This is a genomic window from Rhodococcus sp. 4CII, from assembly GCF_014256275.1.
Taxonomy (GTDB): domain Bacteria; phylum Actinomycetota; class Actinomycetes; order Mycobacteriales; family Mycobacteriaceae; genus Rhodococcus_F; species Rhodococcus_F wratislaviensis_A.
The window spans coordinates 1,120,064-1,145,323 of record NZ_JACCFE010000002.1 but is presented as its reverse complement, the minus strand read 5'-3'; the positions used below and the strand labels follow the sequence as shown (position 1 = coordinate 1,145,323).

The 25,260-nt window shown below is 69.3% G+C and carries 1 protein-coding gene; it reads left to right on the top strand.

All coding sequences use genetic code 11. The features are described from left to right. Positions 1–539 precede the first annotated feature (539 nt). Positions 540–25,253, top strand: a complete 24,714-nt coding sequence (locus H0B43_RS06220) for a non-ribosomal peptide synthase/polyketide synthase (protein WP_252190866.1) — start codon at positions 540–542, stop codon at positions 25,251–25,253. Positions 25,254–25,260 lie beyond the last annotated feature (7 nt).

Genomic DNA, 25,260 nt, shown 5'->3' with positions numbered 1-25,260 from the left:
CCGAACGAGAGGAGGGCGGAGCAGTGAACGCGACGATGCTTCGCTCCTTCACCAGCGCCGTAGACTCGGCTCTCGACGCGGGGGATGACGAGCACCGATTGGGTGGCCGCTTGTTGGATCGATGAGAGAACGGAGCCACGTATGAACCCGCTCACCGCATGTAGTTCGGGAAGTAAGGGCCGTGGAGTGTTCAGCGTCGCAGGCAATCGGGTTTCGGGCGATCGTCTGACATCGACTCCGAGTGTGGTGGAACTCTTCGATCAGCGCAGGACGTCCCACGTCCGGCGTGTTCCCGTTCCGCGAGCAGCTTCGAACCGGCAAGGCCCGTTCATGTGATGGCGTTCATCGGAGGACCGGCCCACGATGCAGTCCGTGGGATCGAGAGCTACGAATCACCAAAGACACAGGCGGCAGTCGCCACGCGTTCGAGAACGGAGTAACCCTTGGGGTCGGGACATGCAGCGGGTAGTAACGGTGCTCCTGAAGGGGCGTTTCCGCTGTCAGCTGCGCAGCGAGGCATCTGGTTCGCGCAGCATGCAATGGGTGACGTGCCCCTCACCATCGCCCAGTACATCGAGCTTCGCGGTGGCATCGACCTCGACCTCCTGACCGAGGCCAGCAAACGGACGGGCCGGGAATTCGGTTCCGGCTTCCTGCGCCTCGTCGAGCTCGAGGGTGTGCCGTACCAGTACGTCGACAAGGCGCTCGACGACGCCATCACCTATGTCGATTTCCGAGAAGATGACGACTCCGTCGACGCCGCCGAGAAGTGGATGCGCGCCAATTACAGCGCCCCCGTCGACCTCCTCGAAGACCGCCTCGTCGTGGTCTACCTGCTGCACGTCGGAGAAAACCACTACTTCTGGTTCTGCCGCATCCATCACATCGCGCTCGACGGCTTCGGCGCAATGGCCCTCATCGCACGCATCGCCGAGATCTACACGGCACTGGTCGAGGGCGCCGAGCCGCCGGCCTGCCGGGCCGAGGACCTGGTGCGGATCGTCGAGGACGAGCAGCGTTACCGCAATTCCGAGCGGTTCGCGAAGGATCGCGAGTACTGGGCCGAACGCACGGCGCACCTGCCGGAGGCTCCGAGCCTGGCCGGACGTTCGGCCATGGTGGGCAAGTTCGCAAGGCTCTCCTCCGAAGCCCTGCCCGAGTCCACCGCCGCCCTTCTGGACGAGGCGCTGGGCGGCAGCAACGCCAGTTCCGCTCCCGTCGTGGTGGCCGCCTTCGCGGCCTACCTGGCCCACATGACGGACCGGACCGACGTCGTCCTCAGCCTCCCGGTCTCGGCCCGCACCACGGCCACGCTGCGCCGCTCCGGCGGGATGGTGTCCAACATCGTTCCGCTGCGACTCCAGATCACCCCGGAGATGACCGTCCCCGAGCTGGTCAAGAGCGTGCAGATCGAGCTGACCGGCGCCCTGCGCCGCCAGCGCTACCGTCACGAGGACATCCGCCGCGACGCCGGGGCGCCCCAGGGGCAGCGCGGATTCTTCGGTCCCTCGATCAACATCATGATGTTCCACAGCGAGATCAAACTGGGCACGGTCACCGGCCACCAGAACGTGCTCACCACCGGTCCCGTCGAGGATCTGTCGCTGAACATCTACCAGGGTGTCGCCGGCAGCAAGATCCACATCGACTTCGAGGCCAACCCGAACCTGTACTCCGCCGACGAGCTGGACCGTCACCACAGCCGGTTCTTCGGCTTCTTCGAGCGCTTCCTCGCGGCAGGCGACGACGCGTCGGTGTCGGACCTGGCCGCGATGACCGACGAGGAACGCGAACAGGTCGTGACCGGGTGGAACGGCGACGTCGTGTCTCCGCCGCCCGGGACGATCGCAGACCTCCTCGACGCTCAGGTCGCACGCACCCCCGATGCGACGGCGCTCGTCTTCGAGGGCGAGGAACTCACGTACGCCGAGTTCGACGCGCGGGTCAACCGGCTCGCCCGGACGCTGATCGGACGGGGAGTGGGACCGGAGACGAAGGTCGCGCTCGCGATCCGACGGTCGCTCGACTCCATGGTCGCGATGTACGCCGTCGTCAAGGCAGGCGGCGCGTACGTTCCCCTCGACCCCGACCACCCGGCCGAGCGCACGGCATACGTGCTCGACAGTGCCCGCCCCCTGTGCATCCTCACGGTGTCGCGGGACGGTCTCACATTCCCCGCCGCCCACGACGTCGTGGAGATCGACACCCTGGATCCGACCGGCGTACCGGCCGGGCCGATCGGCGACGACGAACGAACGGCCGATCTGAGGCCGGCCAACGCGGCGTACGTCATCTACACCTCCGGCTCCACGGGACGTCCGAAGGGTGTGGCGGTGAGCCACGCGTCGGTGCTGAACCAGGTCACGTGGATCGCGGCACGCTACGGACTCGATTCGAGCGATGTGGTGCTGCAGAAGACGCCGACGACGTTCGACGTGTCGGTGTGGGAACTGTTCGCCGCGCTCGCCTCCGGATCACGCCTCGTCGTGGCCGCTCCCGAGGGGCATCGCGATCCCGCCTATCTCGCCGACGTGATCGCGCGCGAGAAGGTGACGGCGACGTCGTTCGTCCCGTCGATGCTGTCGGTGTTCGTCTCCGAGGCGGACCGCGGACAACTGGACAGTCTCCGCGTCGTTCTCGTTGCGGGAGAGGCGTTTCCGCCTGCCGTTGCGAGCGCGTTCCGGGCGAAGTCGGATGCCGGGTTGCACAACCTGTACGGCCCCACCGAATTCACCGTGCATGCCACCGCGGGTGAGGTGGATCGTGACTCCCTCCACACGATTCCCATCGGAACGCCGGTGTGGAACACCGAGGCGTACGTGCTCGACGGTCATCTCCGTCCCGCTCCCATCGGTTCCGCGGGAGAGCTCTATCTCGCGGGCGCCCAGGTGGCCCGCGGCTACGAGGGCAGGCCGGACCTCACGGCGGATCGCTTCGTGGCGAACCCCTTCGGTGCCGTCGGCACGCGCCTGTATCGCACCGGCGACCTCGTCAAGTGGCGCGTCGACGGCAGCATCGAGTACCTCGGTCGCACCGACTTCCAGGTCAAGGTACGCGGCCTGCGGATCGAGCTGGGCGAGATCGAGGCCGCGATGTCCTCGTATCCCCATGTGGCGCAGTCGGTTGCGGTCGTGCACGACAGCTCGCTCGGGCAGCGGCTGGTCGGGTACGTCGTTCCCGAACCCGGCTCGGCGCTCGAGGTCGACGATCTGACGACCCATGTCGCGAGGGCGGTGCCCTCGTACATGGTCCCCGACGCCGTCATGGTGATCGCGGAGATGCCGGTCGGTGCGAGCGGCAAGCTCGACCGGAAGGCGCTGCCCGAGCCCACGTTCGTGGCCGAGACCAGCGAATACGTGGCTCCGCGCAGCACCATGGAGGAGTCGATCGCCGGACTGTTCGCGGAGGTCCTGGGGGTGCCGCGGGTCAGCGTCGGCGACTCGTTCTTCGCGCTCGGTGGCGACAGCATCGTCTCGATCCAGCTGGTGTCCCGCGCGAAGGAAGCCGGAGTTCTGTTCACGGCCCGCGACGTCTTCGAGCGCAAGACCGTGGCATCGCTCGCCGAGGTCGCGAAGTCTGCTTCCGACTCCGCGACGGTGCACGTCCTCGAGGAGCTGCCGGGCGCAGGCATCGGCACGATGCCGCTGACTCCGGTGGTGCACTGGATGACGGAACTGGGCGGCGACTTCCACCGCTTCTCCCAGTCGATTCTCCTGACCCTGCCGCCGAAGGTCGAGCGGGACCGGCTGGTGCGGACGCTGACGGCCGTCGTCGACCGCCACGATGCCCTGCGTTCGTCGTTGCGCCGCAACGACTCTCCGACCGGCTGGTCGCTCGATGTCGCACCGATCGGATCCGTCGACGTCGACCGGCTCGTCGACCGGGTCGAGTTCACGGACGGACCGGGCTCCGACACGTTCGAGGCCCTGGCCGCGCACGCGCTCGAGCGCACCGTCGACACGTTGGACCCGGCGACCGGCAGCGTCGTGCGCTTCGTCTGGTTCGCGCCCGCCGAAGATTCCGGAGACCTTGCACCGGGACGCGGCGAGGACGGGGACGCCGACGAGGTCGAGCGCACCCCGCAGTCGGGACGACTGCTCGTCGTGATCCACCACCTCGCGGTCGACGGTGTGTCCTGGCGGGTACTGGTCCCCGACTTCGCATCCGCCTGGGCGCAGATCGCCGCCGGCGCCGATCCGCTGCTCCCGGCGGTCGGCACGTCGGTTCGCCGCTGGGCGCACGGCCTCGCCGACAGCGCCAAGACCGCCCGGCGCCTGGCCGAACTCGAATACTGGCGCACCACGCTCGACGGTGCGGATCCGTTGATCGGGTCGCGCGCCCTCGACGGCCGCGACACGGTCTCGACCACCGGCCGCGTCCGGCTCGAGGTGTCGGCGGACGTCACCGACGGTTTGCTGACCGGTGTGCCGCGCGCGTTCCACGGCGGTGTCAACGACGGTCTCCTCACCGCCCTCACCCTGGCCGTCGCGGCGTGGCGGGCGGAACGGGGAGTCGGTGAGTCCTCGACTCTCGTGCACCTCGAAGGCCACGGCCGCGAGGAGACGGTGCTGCCCGGCGCCGACCTGTCCCGGACGGTGGGCTGGTTCACCAGCATGTTCCCGGTCCGGCTGTCGGCGCCCGGCGTCGACGTGCAGGATGCGCTCGCCGGCGGCGGCGCCGCGGGACGCGCCGTGAAGTCGGTGAAGGAGCAGCTCGCGCAGGTGCCCGAGCACGGTATCGGATACGGGATGCTCCGATTCCTCAACGCCGAGACGCGCGCGATTCTCGCGGCCCTGCCGAGCCCTCAGATCAGCTTCAACTACCTCGGTCGCGTGTCGGTGGGCGAGATCCCCGACGCGTTCCGCGCCGCGGGCTGGGTGCCGGACACCGACACGATGGAGCTCACCGGCAGCCGCAACAGCGAGATGCCGGTGCACTTCGCCCTCGACATCAACGCGATGATCGTGGACGTCGAGGGCGAACAGCGACTGTCGGCCACCGTCGACTTCCCTCGCGGTGTCCTCACCGAGGCCGAGGTGGCCGAGCTCACGGCGCTGTGGACGCGTGCGCTGGAGGGGCTGGTCGAGTACACGAAGCGACCCGGGGCGGGTGGACGGACCCCGTCGGACCTCGACCTCGTGTCGCTGAGCCAGAACCGGATCGACACCCTCGAGGGTGAGTACCCCGCCCTTTCGGACGTCTGGTCGCTGGCCCCGCTGCAGGTGGGCTTGCTGTTCCACGCGTCGCTGGCCGGCACCGCCACCGACGTGTACACCACGCAGCTGGTCATGGACCTGGGCGGATCCGTCGACACCGGCCGGCTTCGCCGCGCCGCCGAGTCGCTCGTGGCCCGGCACCCCAACCTGCGCACCGCTTTCGTGTCGGCCGATGACGGCACCGGCATGCAGGTGGTCGTCGACCGGGTGGACGTGCCGTGGACGGAGGTCGACCTCGCGTCGGCGTCCGAAGCCGACCGGAAGTCGCAGCTCGATGCGCTGATGCTCGCGAACCGGACGGACCGGTTCGACATGACCGCACCGCCCCTGGTGCGATTCCTCCTGGTCGAGACGGGCGAGGACCGCTACCGGTTCGCCGTCACCAACCACCACATCCTCCTCGACGGCTGGTCGCTGCCGATCCTCATCCAGGACCTCCTGACCCTGTATGCGGTGAACGGCGACGCGCTGGCACTGCCGCAGCCGCGTCCGTACCGCAGCTACCTCGAATGGCTGGCCGCGCAGGACCCGCAGGAGTCGGTGTCGGCGTGGGCGAAGGCCCTGGGCGGCATCGAGGAACCCACTCTCCTCGCCCCCGCGCACGCCGATACCGCCCCGGCGCTCACCCCCGGTGAGCTCGTGATCGATCTGCCGGACGACCTGCTCGCCGACATGACCGCGCGGTCACGCGAGCTCGGCGTCACCATGAACACCCTCGTCCAGGCTGCGTGGGGAATCGTGCTGGGCAGGCTGACCGGCCGGGACGACGTGGTGTTCGGCACCACTGTCTCGGGGCGTCCGCCGCAGGTGCCCGGCATCGAGTCCATGCTCGGGCTCTTCATCAACACGCTGCCCGTTCGCGTCCGCGTGCAGGCAGGCGATGCCGTCCGCACGCTGCTGGACCGTATCCAGCACGAGCAGACCGAGCTGCTCGATCACCACCACGTCGGGCTCACCGACATCCAGCAGGACCTCGGCCTGGGTGCGCTGTTCGACACCCTGATGGTCTACGAGTCCTACCCGCTCGACCGCGAAGCCCTCACGAAGAACAGCGACATCGAGGGCCTCCGCGTTCTCGACGTGACGTCCAACGACGCGACGCACTACCCGCTGGCGATCGTCGCGATGACCGACCCGCGGCTGCACCTGACCGCCAAGTTCCTCCCCGAGCTCTTCGATGCCGCCGAGGTCGAGGAGATCATGGCGCGGGTCGTCCGGGTGCTCGGTGCGCTGTCCGGGGACATCGACGTCCCCGTCGCGGACATCGACATCCTCGCGCCCGACGAGCGGGCATCGCTGCTCGCAGCGCACGGCACCGACGCCGCCGCGCCGCTGTCGCTGCCGGAGATCCTCGCCGCGACCGCCGCGGAGAACCGGGAGCGCATCGCTCTCGTCGCGGACGGCGAATCGATGACCTACGCGGAACTCGACGCGCGATCGAGCCGACTCGCCCGTGTGCTCATCGACCGCGGTGTCGGGCCGGAAACGTCTGTTGCGCTGGGGATGACGCGCTCGCTGCACTCGGTGATCGGGACGTGGGCAGTGGCCAAGGCCGGTGGCACGTTCGTGCCCGTGGACCCCCGCTACCCGGCCGAGCGCATCGCGCACATGGTCTCCGACTCCGGCGCGATCCTCGGCCTGACCGTGGCCGCCCAGCAGGACACTCTGCCGGCGGGCATCGAATGGCTCGCCCTGGACTCGGCCGAGTGCGATGCGCTGTGCGCCCCGAAATCGCCGGCGCCGGTCACGGACTCCGAACGGACCGCGTCGGTGCAGCTCGCGCACCCGGCGTACATGATCTACACCTCCGGTACCACCGGTCTGCCCAAGGGCGTTGCGGTCACCCACACAGGTCTGGCCAACTTCTCGGCCGAGCAGCGCACCCACTACGGCGTGAGCCCCTCGGCGCGGACCCTGCACTTCGCGTCCCCGAGCTTCGACGCGTCCGTTCTCGAACTGCTGCTCGCCTTCGGCTGCGGCGCGACGATGGTCGTCGCTCCCGCCGACCTGTACGGCGGTGAGGAACTGCGGAAGTTCCTCGCGGACCACGAGGTCACGCACGCGTTCGTCACACCCGCCGCGCTCGCGTCGGTGGAACCGGCCGGACTCGACCGGCTCGAGGTCGTCGTCGTCGGCGGCGAGGCGTGCCCGCCGGAACTGGTGGAACGTTGGGCGCCGGGCCGTCGGATGTACAACGGCTACGGTCCCACCGAGGCCACCATCATGAGCAACGTCAGCAACCAGCTCGTCGCGGGTCGGCGGATCGAGATCGGCGGACCCGTCTGCGGTGTCACCGTCTACGTTCTCGACGAGCTTCTGCGCCCGGTCCCCGTAGGCGTGGCGGGGGAGCTGTACATCGCCGGCCCCGGTCTCGCGCGGGGCTACCACGACCGTCACGGCCTCACCGCCGAGCGGTTCGTGGCGAACCCGTTCGGCGAGAACGGAAGCCGGATGTACCGCACGGGTGACATCGTCCGGTTCGTCGTCGATCCCGGGCATCGCGCCGGATACGGCGTGGAATATGTGGGCCGCAGCGACTTCCAGGTGAAGGTGCGCGGTTTCCGCATCGAACTCGGCGAGATCGACGCCGCGCTCGTCCGCCATCCGGACCTCGAATTCGCAGCCACGCTCGGCACCGCGCTGCCGTCCGGCGCGACGGCTCTCGTGTCGTACGTGCTGCCGTCGTCGGGCAGCGCCGTCGACGTCGCCGAGGTGACGCACTTCGTCGGTGACACGCTCCCGGCGCACATGGTGCCGAGCACGATCGTCGTCCTCGACGAGATCCCGCTCACCACCGCGGGCAAGCTCGACCGGAAGGCGCTGCCCGAGCCCAACTTCGACGCCCTGCAGGGGGAGATGGTCGAACCGCGTACGCCGACCGAGGAACTGGTCGCCGGTGTGCTCGCCGACGTCCTCGGGCTCGCGAAGGTCAGTGTCGCCGAGTCGTTCTTCGATCTCGGTGGCAACTCGCTTCTGGCAACCAAGGCCGTCGCCCGGCTCAACGCCGCGGCGGGCACCAGTCTGGGTGTGCGCGAGTTGTTCGAGGCGCCGACCGTGGAACGACTCGCCGTGACGGTGGCGCAGCAGGCCGGCACGGCCTCGGGCCGACCAGTCCTCGCCGCCGGACCGCGCCCCGACCGGGTTCCGCTGTCGATGGCTCAGCAGAGCATGTGGCTGATGAACCGGTTCGACACCGCGTCGTCGGCGTACAACATCCCGCTGGCCGTCCGACTGTCCGGTTCGCTCGACATCGAGGCGATGTCGTCGGCCGTGTCGGATGTCCTCGCGCGGCACGAGTCGCTGCGGACGGTGTTCCCCGACTCCGTCGACGGCCCGTACCAGCAGGTCGTCGACGCCGGGCAGGTTCCGTTCGACCTGACGCCGGTCCCGGTGCCCGACGCCGAACTCCACACGGCCCTGACCGAATTCGCCACCGAAGGATTCGACGTCACGGCCGCGCCGCCGCTGCGCATCCGGCTGTTCACCACGAGCGAGAGCGAGTTCCTGCTCGTCCTCGTCGTGCACCACATCTGCGCGGACGGTGCCTCGATGGCGCCGCTCGCCCGGGACGTCATGGTCGCCTACAGTGCGCGCACCGCGGGCGCGGCTCCGCTGTGGCAGCCGTTGCCGGTGCAGTACCCCGACTTCGCGTTGTGGCAGCGCGAGGTTCTCGGCGACCCCGCCGACACCCGGTCGCTGGCAGGCAGGCAGATCGCCCACTGGGCCGAGACCCTCGCCGGGGCGCCCGAGCTGATCGACCTCCCGCTCGATCACATCCGCCCCGCCCGGCAGTCGATGCAGGGTGATTCGATCGACTTCGCGATCACCCCCGAACTGCGGCGCGGACTCGAAGCGGTCGGGAAGGAACACGGCGCCTCGCTCTTCATGGTGACGCATGCGGCACTGACCACGTTGCTGTCGCGGCTGAGCAACAGCGACGACATCACCGTCGGCACCCCGCTCGCGGCACGCAGCGATCAGGCACTCGACGACCTCGTCGGCATGTTCGTCAACACCCTCGTCCTGCGCACCCAGGTGCGCCCGGGCGATTCGTTCGCCGCCCTCGTCGAGCGGGTCCGCGAAGGCGACCTCGCGGCGTTCGGCAATTCCGACGTCCCGTTCGAGAAGATCGTGGAAGCCCTGCGGATCCGGCGCTCGGCGGCCTACTCGCCGGTGTTCCAGGTGATGCTGTCGTTCCAGAACAATCGGATGGATGCGCTCGAACTGCCGGGACTGACCGTGCGCGTGATCGAGGACATGGCGCAGGGCGCCAAGTACGACCTCACGTTGACGATCACCGAGAAGGCCGACGAGTCGGGTGATCCCGCCGGGCTCGGCGGCAGGTTCACGTTCGCGACCGATCTGTTCGAGCGGAGCACCGCCGAACGGATCGCGGAACGATTCGTCCGGATCCTCGAGGCCGTCGTCACCGATCCCGGTGTCGCTGTAGGCGACATCGACATTCTCACGAAACACGAGAGAGCAAAGTTGAGCCAAGCCAGACCTGCCCGCACGATGACGGTTCGCGAGCTGCCGCAGCTTCTGGCTGCCGCGGTCGAGGTCGCGCCCGACGGTGTCGCGGTCGCGCACGACGGCATGCAGGTCACATACCGCGAATTCGACGAGCGACTGCGCCTGATGTCGGCGCCGCTGTCCGAGCGCGGGATGGGCCCGGACGCGATCGTGTCCGTGGTGCTGTCCGGGCTGGTTCCCACCATCATGACGGCCCCGCCGTCGGAAGACGGGAAGGACGGCTTCGGCGCGATCCTCGACCGAGTCATCGCCGACGCGCACGCCCTGGTCGGTGACATCGAGATCGTCGCGCCCGCACCGGACGTCGTCGCGGTACCCGAAGCCGAGTCCGCGGAGACGCCGGGCTGGCCGCTCGAACTCTTCGTCACGCGCTGGCAGGAATGCGTCGAGCGCGATCCGGAGGCTCTCGCCGTCGTCGCCGGCGGTGTGTCGACCACCCGCGGTGAACTCAACCGCCGGGCCAACCAGCTGGCACGCGAACTGCTGTCCCGCGGTGTCCGCCCCGACGACGTCGTCGCGCTTCTCGTTCCCCGTTCGCTCGAGTGGGTGGTCGGGATGATCGCCGCCTGGAAGGTCGGCGCGGCGTACTCCCCGTTCGACCAGAAGTGGGCGATCGACCGGATCACCGGTCTCGTCGAAGACAGCGGCACACGGGCCGTGGTTGCCACCCGGTCCTGGAGCGGGCTCACCGACGCGCCCACCGGAAACGCGGCTCTCGACGATCCGATCGTGCTCGACGATCCCGAGACGGTCCGCCACCTCGCATCGCTCGACGACACCGACTTCCCGCACGACCCGTGGTCGGACGAGCACGCAGGCAAGCGCCTCGCACACGTCATCTCGACGTCCGGTTCGACCGGACGGCCCAAGCCCACGATGGTGCCGATGCTGGGTCTGTCCAACAACTATCAGTCGTACCAGGGCGACCTTCGCGTGAAGGACGGCACCGGACTGCTGATCGCGAACTCCCCGCTGTTCGACCAGACGCAGAAGAACATCTGGGTGGGGCTCGCGTACGGCGGCGTGCTCCACCTCGCCGACGACGGCTTCGATCCGGGGCCGATTCTTCGCATGATCGGCACGGGCGACGTCCAGATCACCAACCTGGCGCCCAGTGCGTTCGAGGTCCTCACCGAGCTGGACACCGAGGGCGTCCTGCCCAATCTGAAGGTGATCCTCCTCGGCGGCGAGGTGCTGCGGCCGGCGGCCTGCACGGCGCTGATCGGCACGGACTCGCGCGTGCTCAACAATTACGGTCCGACCGAGGCCTCGGTCACGTGTTCCTCGTACGAACTGGACCTCTCCACCGCGGACGCCGAGAAATGGCCGGTCCCGTTCGGTACCGCGTTCCGCGGCGTCCGGTACCACGTGCTCGACGGCCGGATGCGCCCCGTGCCGCCGGGAGTGACCGGCGACCTGTACATCGGCGGCCAGGTCCTGGCCCGCGGTTACGGCAACATGTCCGGCACCACCGCGTCGCGTTTCGTGGCGAACCCGTTCGAGGGGCCCGGCGCCCGGATGTACCGGACCGGCGACCTCGTCCGGGAACTCGACCACGGTGGGCTCGTGTTCGTGGGCCGCAGCGACTTCCAGGTCAAGATCCGCGGTCTCCGGATCGAACTCGGCGAGATCGAATCGGCACTCACCGCGAACAGGGCGGTGCAGCAGTCGGTGGTGGTCGTGCACGACAGCGAGCAGGGTCCCCGGCTCGTCGCGTACGTCACCGCGACCGCCGGCGCCGAACTGGACGTCGACGCGACCGTGGAGGCACTGCGTGACGTGCTGCCTTCGCACATGATCCCGGATACGGTGATGGTTCTCGACGAGATGCCTCTCAACGCGAATCTCAAGATCGACCGCAAGGCTCTCCCGGAGCCGGTTTTCACCACCGGCACCGTCGAATTCGTCGCACCGCGCACGCCGCTCGAGCAGGTCGTCGCCGGCATCTTCGGTGACGTGATCTCGGTGCCGCGGGTGAGCGTCGACGACTCGTTCTTCGACCTCGGCGGCAACTCGCTCAGCGCCACCCGTGTCGCTGCCCGCGTCACGTCCGCGACCGGCACCGAGGTCGGGATCCGCGATCTGTTCGAGGCTCCGACGGTCGCCACCCTCGCGACCCTCGTCGAGGACCGGGCGCACCATGGCTCCACCCGTCCGGCTCTCGTCTCGGGCGAGCGTCCCCGGGAGCTGCCGCTGTCGCTCGCGCAGCAGCGGATGTGGTTCCTCAACCGTTTCGATCCGTCGTCGCCGGCCTACAACGTGCCGCTCACCGTGCGGCTGCGCGGCGAGCTGGACGTCGCCGCCCTGGCCGCTGCGCTGTCCGACGTCGTCGCGCGGCACGAGGTGCTGCGGACGGTGTTCCCGGACTCCGATTCCGGTGCGCACCAGGTGATCCTGCCTGCCGCCGATGTCGACCTCGCTCTCGAACCGGTCGACGTCCGCGAGGAGGATCTGCGGGCCCGCCTGTTCGAGTTCGGTTCCACCGGATTCGACGTGACCGACACGATCCCGGTCCGGGCCCGCCTGTTCCGGCTCGGCGCGGACGACCACGTCCTGGTCCTCGTCATGCACCACATCGCATCCGACGGCGCGTCGACGCTGCCGCTGGCCCGCGACGTGATGACGGCGTACGCCGCGCATCGGGACGGGACGCAGTCGGCCTGGCCGGTTCTGCCCGTCCAGTACGCGGACTACGCGCTGTGGCAGCGGGAGGTGCTCGGTTCCGAGGACGATCCCGATTCCCTCGCCGCCGCCCAGATCGACTTCTGGTCGAAAACCCTCGCGGGTGTGCCCGACGTCCTCGCCCTTCCGACCGACCGCCCCCGGCCCACGGTGCGGTCGATGGCCGGCAGTTCCGTCGCATTCTCCGTCGACGAGGACATCCACCGCCGTCTCGGCGAGGTCGCGCGGGCGCACAACGTGTCGCTGTTCATGGTGTTGCACGCGTCGCTGTCCGTGTTGCTGGCACGACTCAGTTCGAGCACCGACATCGCCATCGGCACGGCCGTGGCCGGTCGCGGCGACGAGGCACTCGAGAACCTCGTCGGCATGTTCGTCAACACGCTGGTGCTGCGCACCGAGGTCGAGCCCGGAACGTCCTTCGCCGCTCTGCTCGAACAGGTCCGCACCCAGGACCTCGCCGCGTTCAGCAATCAGGACGTCCCGTTCGAGCAGTTGGTGGACGCCCTGAACCCGACCCGGTCGACGGCGTACTCGCCGTTGTTCCAGGTGGTGCTCACACACCAGGTGAACGGCATCCCGTCGCTCGAGTTCGCCGGACTCGAGGCGACACCCGGTGCCGTGGACGTCGAGTTCAGCAAGTTCGATCTCACCGTCGACCTGCGTGAACTGTGGTCGGACGAGGGTGCGCCCACCGGGATCACCGGTGTCCTCGGATTCGCCACCGAGATCTTCGACGCGGACACGGTGCAGGGCTTCGCGGATCGTTTCGTGCGGATCCTGGCCGCCGTCGCGGGCGGCGGCACCGACGTCGCGGTGGGGGACATCCCCATCCTCGACGCGGAGGAGACCGCGGAACTGACACCGGTCCGCGGTATCGAGGGCGTCTCGCCCACGCCTCTCGTGGAACTGCTGTCTGCTGCCGTCGCGGCGAACCCCGACGGAGACGCGGTCGTCGCGGGCGGCGACAGCATCACCTACCGCGAACTCGACGAGCGCTCGAACCGGGTGGCGCGCATCCTGATCGAACGCGGAGTCGGCGCGGAGACGTTCGTCGGGCTCGGCATCACCCGCTCGATCGCGTCCATCGTCGGCATCTGGGCCGTCGCCAAGAGCGGCGGCGCGTACGTCCCCATCGACCCTCGATACCCGGACGAGCGCATCGCGCACATGATCACCGATTCCGGTGTGGCGCTGGGTCTCTCCGTGAGTGCCGAGGTCGACGGGCTTCCGGCGGACGTCGACTGGCTCGTCCTCGACAGCGCGGAGTTCGAGGCGGCCACCGCGGCGTACTCGTCGGCTCCCGTCGCGGAAGCGGAGCGCCGGACGGCGGTGACACCGGCCAACAGTGCCTACGTGATCTACACGTCCGGTACCACCGGGCAGCCCAAGGGCGTCGTCGTCACGCACCGGGGTCTGGCGAACTTCGCCGCCGAACAGCGTGAGCGCTACCAGGTGACGACTCACTCGCGGACGCTGCACTTCGCGTCCCCGAGCTTCGACGCGTCCGTTCTCGAACTGCTGCTCGCGGTCGGCGCCGGCGCCACCATGGTGATCGCTCCCACCGACGTGTACGGCGGTCCCGAGTTCGCGAAGTTCCTGCGCGAGCAGCGCGTCACGCACGGCTTCGTGACGCCGTCGGCGCTGGCGTCCGTGGATCCGTCCGGGCTGGACGACTTCCAGTTCGTCGTCGCCGGTGGCGAGGCCGTTCCTGCCGAACTCGCGGCCCGCTGGGCACCCGGACGCTCGCTGTTCAACGGCTACGGTCCCACCGAGACCACGATCATGACCAACATCAGCGACCCGATGGCCGCCGACGGCCCGGTCACGATCGGTGGTCCGATCCGCGGCACCAGCGCACTGGTCCTCGACGATCGTCTCCGGCCCGTTCCGGTCGGTATCGCAGGCGACCTCTATCTGTCGGGTCTCGGACTCGCCCGCGGTTACCACCGGCGGACGCCGCTGACCGCGGGACGCTTCGTCGCGAACCCGTTCGGTGAGCCGGGCGACCGGATGTACCGCACCGGCGACGTGGTGCGCTGGACGAAGGACGCGGACGGGCTGCTGAGCGTCGAGTACGTCGGCCGTTCGGACCAGCAGGTGAAGGTTCGCGGATTCCGCATCGAACTCGGCGAGATCGACACGGTGCTCGCCAAGCACCCCGCCGTCGACTTCGCCACCACGGTGGTCCTGCCCGGACCGTCCGGGGATTCGGTCCTCGTGTCGTACGTGCTGCCGGTGTCCGGCGCCGACGTGGACGTCGCCGGGATGCTCGACTTCGTGGGCGAATTCGTCCCCACGTACATGGTGCCGTCGACGATCGTGACGCTCGACGCCATCCCGCTCACGCCGGTGGGCAAGCTCGACCGCCGGGCTCTGCCCGAGCCGGAGTTCCTGGCCGAGGACCGTGAATTCCGCGCCGCCGGAACCGCGCTGGAACAGCGGGTCGCCGCGGTGTTCGCGGAGGTGCTCGGTGTCGACGTGGTCGGTGCCGACGACTCCTTCTTCACGCTCGGCGGCAACTCGCTCGCCGCCACCCGGGTGATGGCGCGGATCAACGAGGCCGTCGGCATCGACGCCCCGGTCCGCGAGATCTTCGAGGCCCCCACGGTGGCACAACTGGCCCGCAGGCTGGAAGCGCTGGGTGTCGACGCGGGCGGTCGTCCGCCCGTCACCGCCGGACCGCGGCCGGACCGTGTTCCGCTGTCGCTGGCGCAGCAGCGCATGTGGTACGTCAACCGATTCGATCCCGAGTCGGCCGAATACAACATTCCGTTGGCGCTGCGACTCACCGGTGAACTGGACGTGGAGGCGTTGCGGTCGGCGATCGCCGACGTCGTGTCCCGGCACGAGTCGCTGCGCACGGTGTACCCCGACTCCGTCGACGGTCCCTACCAGGTCGTCCTGTCCGGCACGAAGTCCGAACTCGATGTCGTCGAGGTGTCGGACGAACAGGAACTGCGGGAGCGGGTCGTCGCGCTGGCGTCGGCCGGTTTCGACGTCACCGCCGACGTCCCGGTCCGCGCCGCCCTGTTCACACTCGGGGAGCGCGACCACGTCCTCGTCGTCGTGGTCCACCACATCTCCGCGGACGGTTCGTCGATGGCGCCGCTCGCGCGGGACCTGTTCGGCGCCTACGGCGCTCGCGTGCAGGGGGAGGAGCCCAGCTTCTCGCCGCTGCCCGTGCAGTACCCCGACTTCGCCCTGTGGCAGCGGACCGTCCTCGGGAACGAGGACGATCCGGAATCGCTCGCGGGCAAGCAGATCGCATACTGGACCCACGCACTGGGCGACGCCCCGGAGGTCCTCGACCTCCCGGCCGACCGACCACGCCCGGCCGTCCGGAACCCGCGGGGTGGCCTGATCGAATTCGAGATCGGGCAGGACGTGCACCGGTCCTTGAACGAACTCGCGCAGACCCACCAGGCGTCGCTGTTCATGGTGGTGCACACCGCACTCGCCGTGCTGCTGGGACGACTGAGCAACACCACCGACATCTCCGTCAGCACCCCCGTCGCGGGCCGCGGTGACCGTGCGCTCGACGACCTCGTCGGGATGTTCGTCAACACCCTCGTGCTGCGCACCGACGTCGACCCGAACGCCCGTTTCAGTACGCTGCTCACGCAGGTTCGTGAGGTCGACCTGAATGCATTCGGCAACGCCGACGTGCCGTTCGAGCAGGTCGTCGAGGTGCTCCGTCCGTCGCGGTCGGCCGCGTTCGCGCCGCTCGCGCAGGTGATGCTGAGTTTCCAGAACCTCGAGCGGCCGACGCTCGAACTCGCCGGGCTCACGGTGGACGTCCTCGAGAGCGGACTCACCACGAGCAAGACGGATCTCGGGGTCGCCGTCGAGGAACTTTTCGGCGAGGACTCCGCCGAGAACGGCATGCGGGGATGGTTCTCCTACGCGACCGACCTCTTCGACGAGTCGACGGTCCGCGCCTTCGCCGATCGTTTCGTGCGCGTGCTCGAGGCCGTGACGGCCGATGCGGACGCCGTGGTCGGTGACATCGACATCCTGACCGAGGACGAGAAGGCCGGTCTGGTCGTTCCCGGCGACGGGGCGCAGTCCCTCATGTCGCACTCCATCTCGGAGGAGTTGGCGGCCACCCAGTCGCTGCCCGAACTCCTCGACGGTGCGGCGTCGATCAACCCGGACGGAATCGCGCTGTCGCACAACGGGACCGATGTCACGTACGCGCAGCTTCGGGACAAGTCCGCCGAACTGGCGCGCACACTCGCCGGGGTGGGCGTGGGCCCGGAGGCCGCGGTCACGGTGGCCCTTTCCACCCTGCTGCCCGGACTGCTCGACGGTTCGTCGGGCGAAGGTTTCGCCGACACGTTCGCCGGTGTCCTCGCCGGCGTGATCGCGGACGCGACATCGGCGACCTCCGCGACTGCGGCAGAGGAACGGACCCTCGTCGACCTGTTCGACGAGCAGGTGGCGCGGACACCGGACGCGGTTGCCGTGGTGTTCGGCGACGACGCGCTGACGTATGCCGAGTTCGATGCCCGGACCAATCGCCTGGCACGGGAACTGCTCGCACGGGGTGTCGGCCCGGAGTCCCGGGTCGCGGTCGCCCTGCGCCGTTCCCTCGAGATGATGATCGCGATCTACGCGATCGAGAAGACGGGCGCCGCGTATGTGCCGCTCGACCCGGATCATCCGGCGGCGCGCACCGCGTACGTGATCGAAAGCGCCTCCCCGGTCTGCGTGCTGACCTCGACGGTCGATCGGGCCGCCGAGACGGACGCGCCGCAGATCGACGTGGACACCGTCGACCTCTCCGGTCACCCCGACGGTCCGATCACCGACGACGAACGCGGGGCACCGGTCCGTCCGGATTCGGCCGCGTACGTGATCTACACATCCGGATCGACCGGAAAGCCCAAGGGCGTCGCGGTCACTCACCGGGCGATCGTCAACCGGTTGCTGTGGATGCAGGACATGTACCCGATGGATTCCACGGACGTCGTCCTGCAGAAGACTCCTGTCACGTTCGATGTGTCCGTGTGGGAACTGTTCTGGCCGCTCGAGGTCGGAGCCAAGCTCGTCGTCGCAATCCCGGACGGGCACCGCGACCCGGCGTACCTGTCCAAGGTCATCGCCGAGCACAGCGTGACCACGATGCACTTCGTCCCGTCCATGCTGGCGGTGTTCACCGCAGGTGCGGACGCTGCGCTGTGCGGTTCGATGCGTCAGGTGTTCTGCAGCGGTGAAGCCCTTCCTCCGGCCTCTGCCGACGCATTCCGGGAATTCTGCTCGGCAGCGCTGCACAACTTGTACGGCCCGACGGAGGCCGCGGTCGACGTCACCTACTGGCAGTGCACCGAAGCGGATCGCACGACGGTGCCGATCGGCGCGCCCGTGTGGAACACCCAGCTGTACGTCCTCGACTCGCGGCTGCGTCCCGTCCCGGCTGGCGTGCACGGCGAGCTGTACCTCGCCGGAATCCAGCTGGCCCGAGGCTACGTCGGCCGCAGCGACTTGACGTCGGACCGGTTCGTGGCGAATCCGTTCGGCGGGGCCGGGCAGCGGATGTACCGCACCGGCGACATCGTCCGCAAGCGCGCCGACGGCATCGTCGAGTACATCGGGCGCCGCGACTTCCAGGTCAAGCTCCGCGGACAGCGACTCGAACTCGGCGAGGTCGAGTCCGCCCTTCTCGCGCACCCATCGGTGGCGCAGGCCGTGGTCGTCGTGCACCGCAGCGAGACCACCGGCGAGAACCTGGTGGGCTACGTGATCCCGGTGTCCGGTGGGGCGATCGACACCACTTCGGTTCTGGAGGCTGCAGCGCAGACCCTGCCCGCGTATATGGTGCCCGCCCGGCTCCTCGTCCTGGACAGCTTCCCGCTCGGGGCAACCGGCAAGTTGGACCGGGGAGCACTCCCCGAACCCGACTTCGTCCCGTCCGAGGCCGAGTACGTCGCACCCCGGACCCCGGTCGAGGAGATCGTCGCGGGGGTGTTCGGTGAGGTGCTCGGAGTCGAACGTGTCGGTGCCGCCGACTCGTTCTTCGACCTCGGTGGAAACTCGATCAGCGCAACGAGGCTCACCGCCAGGCTGACCGCCGCGCTCGGCGCGCAGCTGTCGGTTCGGGAGTGCTTCGAGCACCCGACCGTCGCGGAACTCGCAGAGCTGCTCGAGGTGACCGCGGGAACCGCCGAACACCGTCCCGCGCTCGTCGCCCGACCGCGGCCCGACCGCATCCCGCTGTCGCTGGCACAGCAGCGGATGTGGTTCGTCAACCAGTTCGATCCCTCCTCCCCGGCCTACAACCTGCCGCTGGCGGTGCGGTTGACCGGTTCGATCGACCCGGCGGCACTGAATTCGGCGTGGGCGGACGTCGTGGAGAGGCACGAGTCGCTGCGGACGGTCTTCCCGGTCGGCGACGAGGACGCGCACCAGGTCGTCCTGCCCGCAGCCGACGTGGTGTCCGACCTGACCCCGACCCCGGTCGCCGACGAGCAGGACCTGTTCGCGCGGATGCGTGACCTCGGTGCCACCGGATTCGACGTCACCGAGACGGTCCCGGTGCGGGTCGCCTGCTTCGAGGTGAACCCCACCGACCACATCCTGATGATGGTCGTGCACCACATCTCGGCCGACGGTGCGTCGCTGGCACCGCTGTTCACCGACGTCATGACCGCCTACGCGGCGCGCGCCGCAGGCAGTGCCCCGGACTGGGAACCGCTGCCCGTCCAGTACGCCGATTACGCGCTGTGGCAGCGTGAGTCGCTCGGCGACGAGTCCGACCCCGAATCGCTGGTCGCCCGGCAGCTGGGCTACTGGCAGCAGGCGCTCGGCGGGCTCCCCGAGGTGCTCGAGCTGCCGACCGACCGGCCGCGGCCGCCCGTGCAGTCGCTGCGCGGCGCGTCGGCACGGTTCACGATCGACGCGCAGACCCACCGCGGGCTGCTCGCGATCGCCCAGGAAACGAACTCGACCCTCTTCATGGTCGTGCACGCCGCGCTCGCCGTGCTGCTCGAGCGGCTGTCGTCGCAGACGGATGTCGCGATCGGCACGCCGGTCGCCGGCCGCGGCGAGCGGGAACTCGACAGGCTCGTCGGCATGTTCGTCAACACCCTCGTGCTTCGCGCGTCGGTGCGCCCCGACGACACCTTCGCCGACCTGCTGGCGCAGGTCCGCGCCACCGATCTGAATGCGTTCAGCCACAGCGACGTTCCGTTCGAGCGTCTCGTCGAGGTGCTGGACGTACCGCGGTCGACGGCGCATCAGCCGCTGTTCCAGGTGGCGTTGTCGTTCGACAACAACGAGTCGGTCCGGATGGAGTTCCCGGGTCTGGAGATCTCCGCGCTCGACGCCCCGCTCGAGGTCGCCAAGTTCGACCTCCAGCTCAGTGTCGGTGAGCGCTACGTCGACGGGGCCGCCGCGGGCATCGCCGGGACATTCAACTATTCGACCGACATCTTCGACGAGCGGACCGTCCTGAGCTTCGCGGACCGGTTCCACCGGATCCTCGCAGCCGTGTCGTCCGACCGCGACGTGGTCCTCGGCGACATCGAGATCCTCGATGCCGCGGAGAAAGCTGCGATCGCACCCGTCCGGGGACCGCAGTCGGTCGAGCCGCGCACGCTGCCCGAACTGCTGCGCTCGGGTGTCGAGATCTCGCCGGAGTCGGTGGCCGTGTCGTTCGAGGGCCGCGAGCTGTCCTACCGCGAACTCGACGAGCAGTCGAACCGGCTGGCCCGGGTTCTCGTCGAGCGGGGCGTGGGGCCGGAGAACTATGTCGCACTGGCGATCACACGATCCGTCGAGTCCATCCTCGGGATCTGGGCGATCGCGAAGTCCGGCGGCGCCTACCTGCCGGTCGATCCGAAGCTTCCGTACGAGCGGATCGGGGAGATGCTGGCCGATTCGGGCGCTGTTCTCGGACTGACGGTCGCCCGCCACCACCACGACCTTCCCGCCACGGTGCCGTGGATCGTCCTCGACGAGACCGCGGTCACCGAGGAGATCGCTGCCCGCAGTGCGGCCGAGGTGCAGGACGAGGATCTGCGCCGCGCGCTGACGGTCGATCACCCGGCGTACCTCATCTACACGTCGGGTTCGACGGGTAAGCCGAAGGGCGTGGTGGTCACCCACCGCGGTCTCGCGAACCTCACCCGCGAGGTGCGCGAGCACTACGTCGTGACGCCGGACTCCCGGTTCCTGCACGTGGCGTCGCCGAGCTTCGACACGTCGGTCGGCGAGATGCTCGCCGCGTTCAGCGCCGGCGCCACGCTGGTGGTCTCGCCCGCGGACGTCTACGGCGGCGACGAACTCGCCGACCTCATCCGCCGCGAACGGGTCGACAACGTGGTCATGACCCCGACCGCGCTGATGACCGTCGACCCCGACGGACTGGACTGCGTGAAGTCCGTCGTCGTCGGTGGCGACACCTGCACCCCGGAACTGGTGGCACGGTGGGCGCCCGGCCGCGAGATGCGCAACGCCTACGGTCCCACCGAGACCACCGTCATCGTCACCATCACCGAGCCGATGGTCCCGGGTGAGCGGGTGACGATCGGTTCGCCGCTGCGGGGCGTCGAGTCCCTCATCCTCGATTCGCGGTTGCGGCCGGTCCCGGAGGGGGTTCCCGGCGAGCTCTACATCTGCGGTCCGTCGGTGACCCGTGGCTACCACAACCGTCCGTCGGTCACGGCGGAGCGGTTCGTGGCCAACCCGTTCGGTGAACCCGGCGCGCGCATGTACCGCACCGGTGACGTCGTCCGGTGGGCGGACGGACGCCGGGTGGAGTACGTCGGCCGGTCCGACTTCCAGGTGAAGGTCCGCGGATTCCGCGTCGAACTCGGTGAGATCGACGCCGCCCTGGCCGCACAGCCGGACATCGAGTTCGCGGTGACGGTGGGGCGCGAGAACCCCGCCGGGCTGACGACCCTCGTGTCGTACGTCCTGTCGGCCGACGGCGCGACCGTCGACCCGGAGACGCTGAAGTCGGTTGTCGGCGAAACGCTTCCGCCGTACATGGTGCCGGCGGTGGTGATCGTCCTCGACGAGATCCCGCTGACCGGCATCGGCAAGTTGGACCGTGCGCGGCTGCCCGAGCCCGAGTTCGTCACAGCGGGTGCGGAATTCCGTGCCCCGACGACCCCGGCCGAGGAGTCGATCGCCGCCATCTTCGCCGAGGTGCTCGGGCTCGAGCAGGTCAGCGTCGACGACAGCTTCTTCGACCTCGGCGGAAACTCGCTGAGCGCCACCCGGGTCGTGTCCCGGGCCGGGCAGGTGTTCGGTCTCCGCATCGGAGTTCGCGAACTGTTCGAGGCGCCCACCGTCGCGGGTCTGGCCGCGCGCGTCGCCACCCCGGACGAGAACGTCCGGCCGCGGCCGATCCTCGGACCACGGGAGAGGTCTGCCTTCGTTCCGCTGTCGCTGGCGCAGTCCCGGATGTGGTTCATCAACCGCTTCGACCCGGACTCGCCCGCCTACAACATCCCCCTCGCGGTCCGGTTGACCGGCGCCCTGGACGTCGGCGCACTGCAGTCCGCGGTGCTCGACGTGCTGGGGCGGCACGAGTCGCTGCGCACGATCTACCCGGATTCGGCGGACGGTCCGCACCAGGTGATCCTTCCCGCCGACCAGGTGCGGCTGGACCTGACGCCTGCCGCGGTGACGGACGACGAACTGCGCGAGCAGCTGGTCGACATGGTCACCAGCGGATTCGACGTCACTGCCGATGTCCCGCCGATCCGGACGCGACTGTTCGAGGTCGGACCGCAGGACTACGTGCTGGCGCTCGTCGTGCACCACGTGTCCACCGACGGCGAATCCACGGCACCGTTCGTGCGCGACGTCATGGTGGCGTACGCGTCCCGGGCCACGGGTCGCGAACCCGGCTTCGCGCCGCTTCCGGTGCAGTACGCCGATTACGCGATCTGGCAGCGGGAACTCCTCGGCAGCGAGGACGACCCGGAGAGCCTGATCTCCGCCCAGCTGGGCTTCTGGACGAAGACCCTCGCAGGGGTGCCCGACCTCCTCGAGCTGCCGGTCGACCGGCCGCGGCCCCCCGTGCAGTCGCTCCGTGGGTCGCGGATCGACTTCACGATCGACGCCGAGGTGCACCGCGGTCTGGCGGCGCTGGCCCGCAGGCACAACGCCAGCGTGTTCATGGCCGTGCACGCCGCGTTCGCGGTGCTGCTCAGCCGGCTGTCCGGCACCGAGGACATCGCGGTGGGCACCCCGATCGCGGGCCGCGGCGAACGCGAACTCGACGACGTCGTCGGCATGTTCGTCAACACCCTCGCACTCCGTGTACAGGTCGACGGGCAACAGACGTTCGACGAGATCCTCGATCGCGCCCGCGAGGCCGACCTCGAGGCGTTCTCGCATGCCGACGTTCCGTTCGAGCGCCTGGTCGAGGTTCTGAACCCCGCGCGCTCGACGGCCCATCACCCGATCTTCCAGGTGGGCTACTCGTTCCAGAACACGACGACGGCCGAGCTGGAACTGCCCGACCTCACCGTCACGCCGCTCGAGGTCGAGGGAGACACCGCACAGTTCGACCTGCACCTCATCCTGGGGGACAGCCCCGAAGGCGAGCAGATGTCGGGCGTGTTCACGTTCGCCACCGACCTCTTCGACCCCGCCACCGTCGAGCGCTTCGCGGACATGTTCCGGCGGGTGCTGGCCGCCGCGGTGGACGCGCCGCGGACCGCGGTCGGCGACCTGCCGCTCGTCGGGGTCGACGAGCGCGCGCTGGTGGTGTCCGGATGGAACGACACCGGGCAGCCCCTGCCGGATACGACGCTCGCCGACATGTTCGCGGCCGCCGCCGCGTCGAACCCGGACGTCACCGCGATCGTGTTCGACGGCGAGTCGCTCACCTACACCGAGTTCGCGACGAGGGTGAACCGGTTGGCCCGGAACCTCATCGATCGTGGTGTCGGCCCGGAAACGGTGGTCGGCCTGGCGATTCCGCGTTCGGTGGAACTGCTGGTCGGGATGTACGCGATCGTCGCGGCCGGCGGCGCGTACCTGCCGATCGACCCGGACCATCCGGCGGATCGCACCGCGTACGTGCTGGAGAGTGCGCAACCCGTCTGTGTGCTGACGACCCGCACGGTCGTCGAGGCGCTGCCCGGCGGCGTCGACTACCTTCTGCTCGACGAACTGGACCTCGGCGGACTCGACGCGACTCCGGTGACCGACGCGGAGCGCACCGCACCGCTGCGGCCCGACAATGCGGCATACGTGATCTACACGTCGGGTTCGACCGGCCGGCCGAAGGGCGTGGCGATCGCGCACGGTGCGATCGCGAACCAGTTGCGGTGGAAGCAGTCGGAGTACCCGCTCTCAGCCGAGGACGCGGTGCTGCTCAAGACGGCCGCGACGTTCGACCTGTCGGTGTGGGAGTTCTGGTGGGCACTGACCGCGGGTGCGCGGCTGGTCGTCGCCACCCCGGACGGCCACCGCGATCCTTCGTACCTCGCCGGACTCGTTGCGGAGCAGCAGGTTTCGACGGTGCACTTCGTACCGTCGCTGTTGTCCGCGTTCGTCGCGGTGGCGGAACCGGCGCAGCTGGTGTCGTTGCGGCGTGTGCTCTGCATCGGTGAGGCCCTGCCCGCCGACGCGGTGCGCCGATTCCGCGACGTCTGCGACGCCGAGATCTTCAACCTGTACGGCCCCACCGAGGCCGCCGTCAGCGTCACGCACTACCGGTGCGGCGACGAGCGCGACGGTTCGGTCCCGATCGGCCGGCCCGAGTGGAACACGCAGACGTACGTTCTCGACTCGCGTCTGCACCCCGTTCCCGCCGGTGTCACAGGTGAGCTCTATCTCGCGGGCGAGCAGTTGGCGCGCGGGTACTTCGGGCGCCACGACCTCACAGCGGAGCGGTTCGTCGCGAATCCGTTCGGCGAGGCCGGGGCCCGGATGTACCGCACCGGCGACGTGGTGCGGTGGAACCGCGCCGGCGACCTCGACTACGTCGGCCGCAGCGACTTCCAGGTGAAGGTCCGCGGCTTCCGCATCGAACTCGGTGAGATCGAGCGCGCGCTGGTCGCGCACCCGTCGGTGGCACAGTCCGTCGTCGTGGTGCACCACGACCGGCACACCGGCGACCGCCTCGTCGGCTACGTCGCGCCGGAGCCGGGCCGCTCGGTCGACGACGCCGACGTCCTCACGTTCGCGGGCCGGTCGGTTCCGGGATACATGGTTCCGTCCGCGCTGATCACCCTGGACGCGCTGCCGCTGAACATCAACGGCAAGCTCGATCGCAAGGCCCTGCCCGAACCTGAGTTCGGTGGCGCCGCAGACCATTACAAGGCACCGCGGACCCCCGTCGAGGAAATCGTCGCGGGTGTCTTCGCGGACGTTCTCGGTCACGAGCGCGTCAGCGTCGACACCAGCTTCTTCGATCTCGGCGGCAACTCGCTGGTGGCGACCCGAGTGGTCGCGCGGATCAACGCCGCCCTCGACACGTCGATCGGAGTGCGCGAGCTGTTCGAGGCTCCAACGGTGATCGCCTTGTCGGCGCGTGCCGAGCAGTCCGATTCGGCAGGCGCGAACCGGCCGGCGTTGGTGGCGCACCCGCGTCCCGCCCGGATTCCGCTGTCCCCGGCGCAGTCCCGCATGTGGTTCATCAACCAGTTCGACACCGCGTCGGCGGCGTACAACATTCCGCTGGCGATCCGGTTGACGGGCCGTCTCGACGTCGCGGCGCTGGGGCAGGCGCTCGGCGACGTCGTCGAGCGGCACGCGTCGGGCGTTTGCGTGGCGTGGTGGGTGGGGCGGTGCGTGCGCTGGGGGCGACGTCGTCGAGCGGCACGAGACCCTGCGGACGACCTACCCCGACACCGGTGACGGACCG

Bases quoted from the DNA above. Each gene is read 5' to 3' on its own strand.
- H0B43_RS06220 (WP_252190866.1), top strand. From the start codon at position 540: ATGGGTGACGTGCCCCTCACCATCGCCCAGTACATCGAGCTTCGCGGT.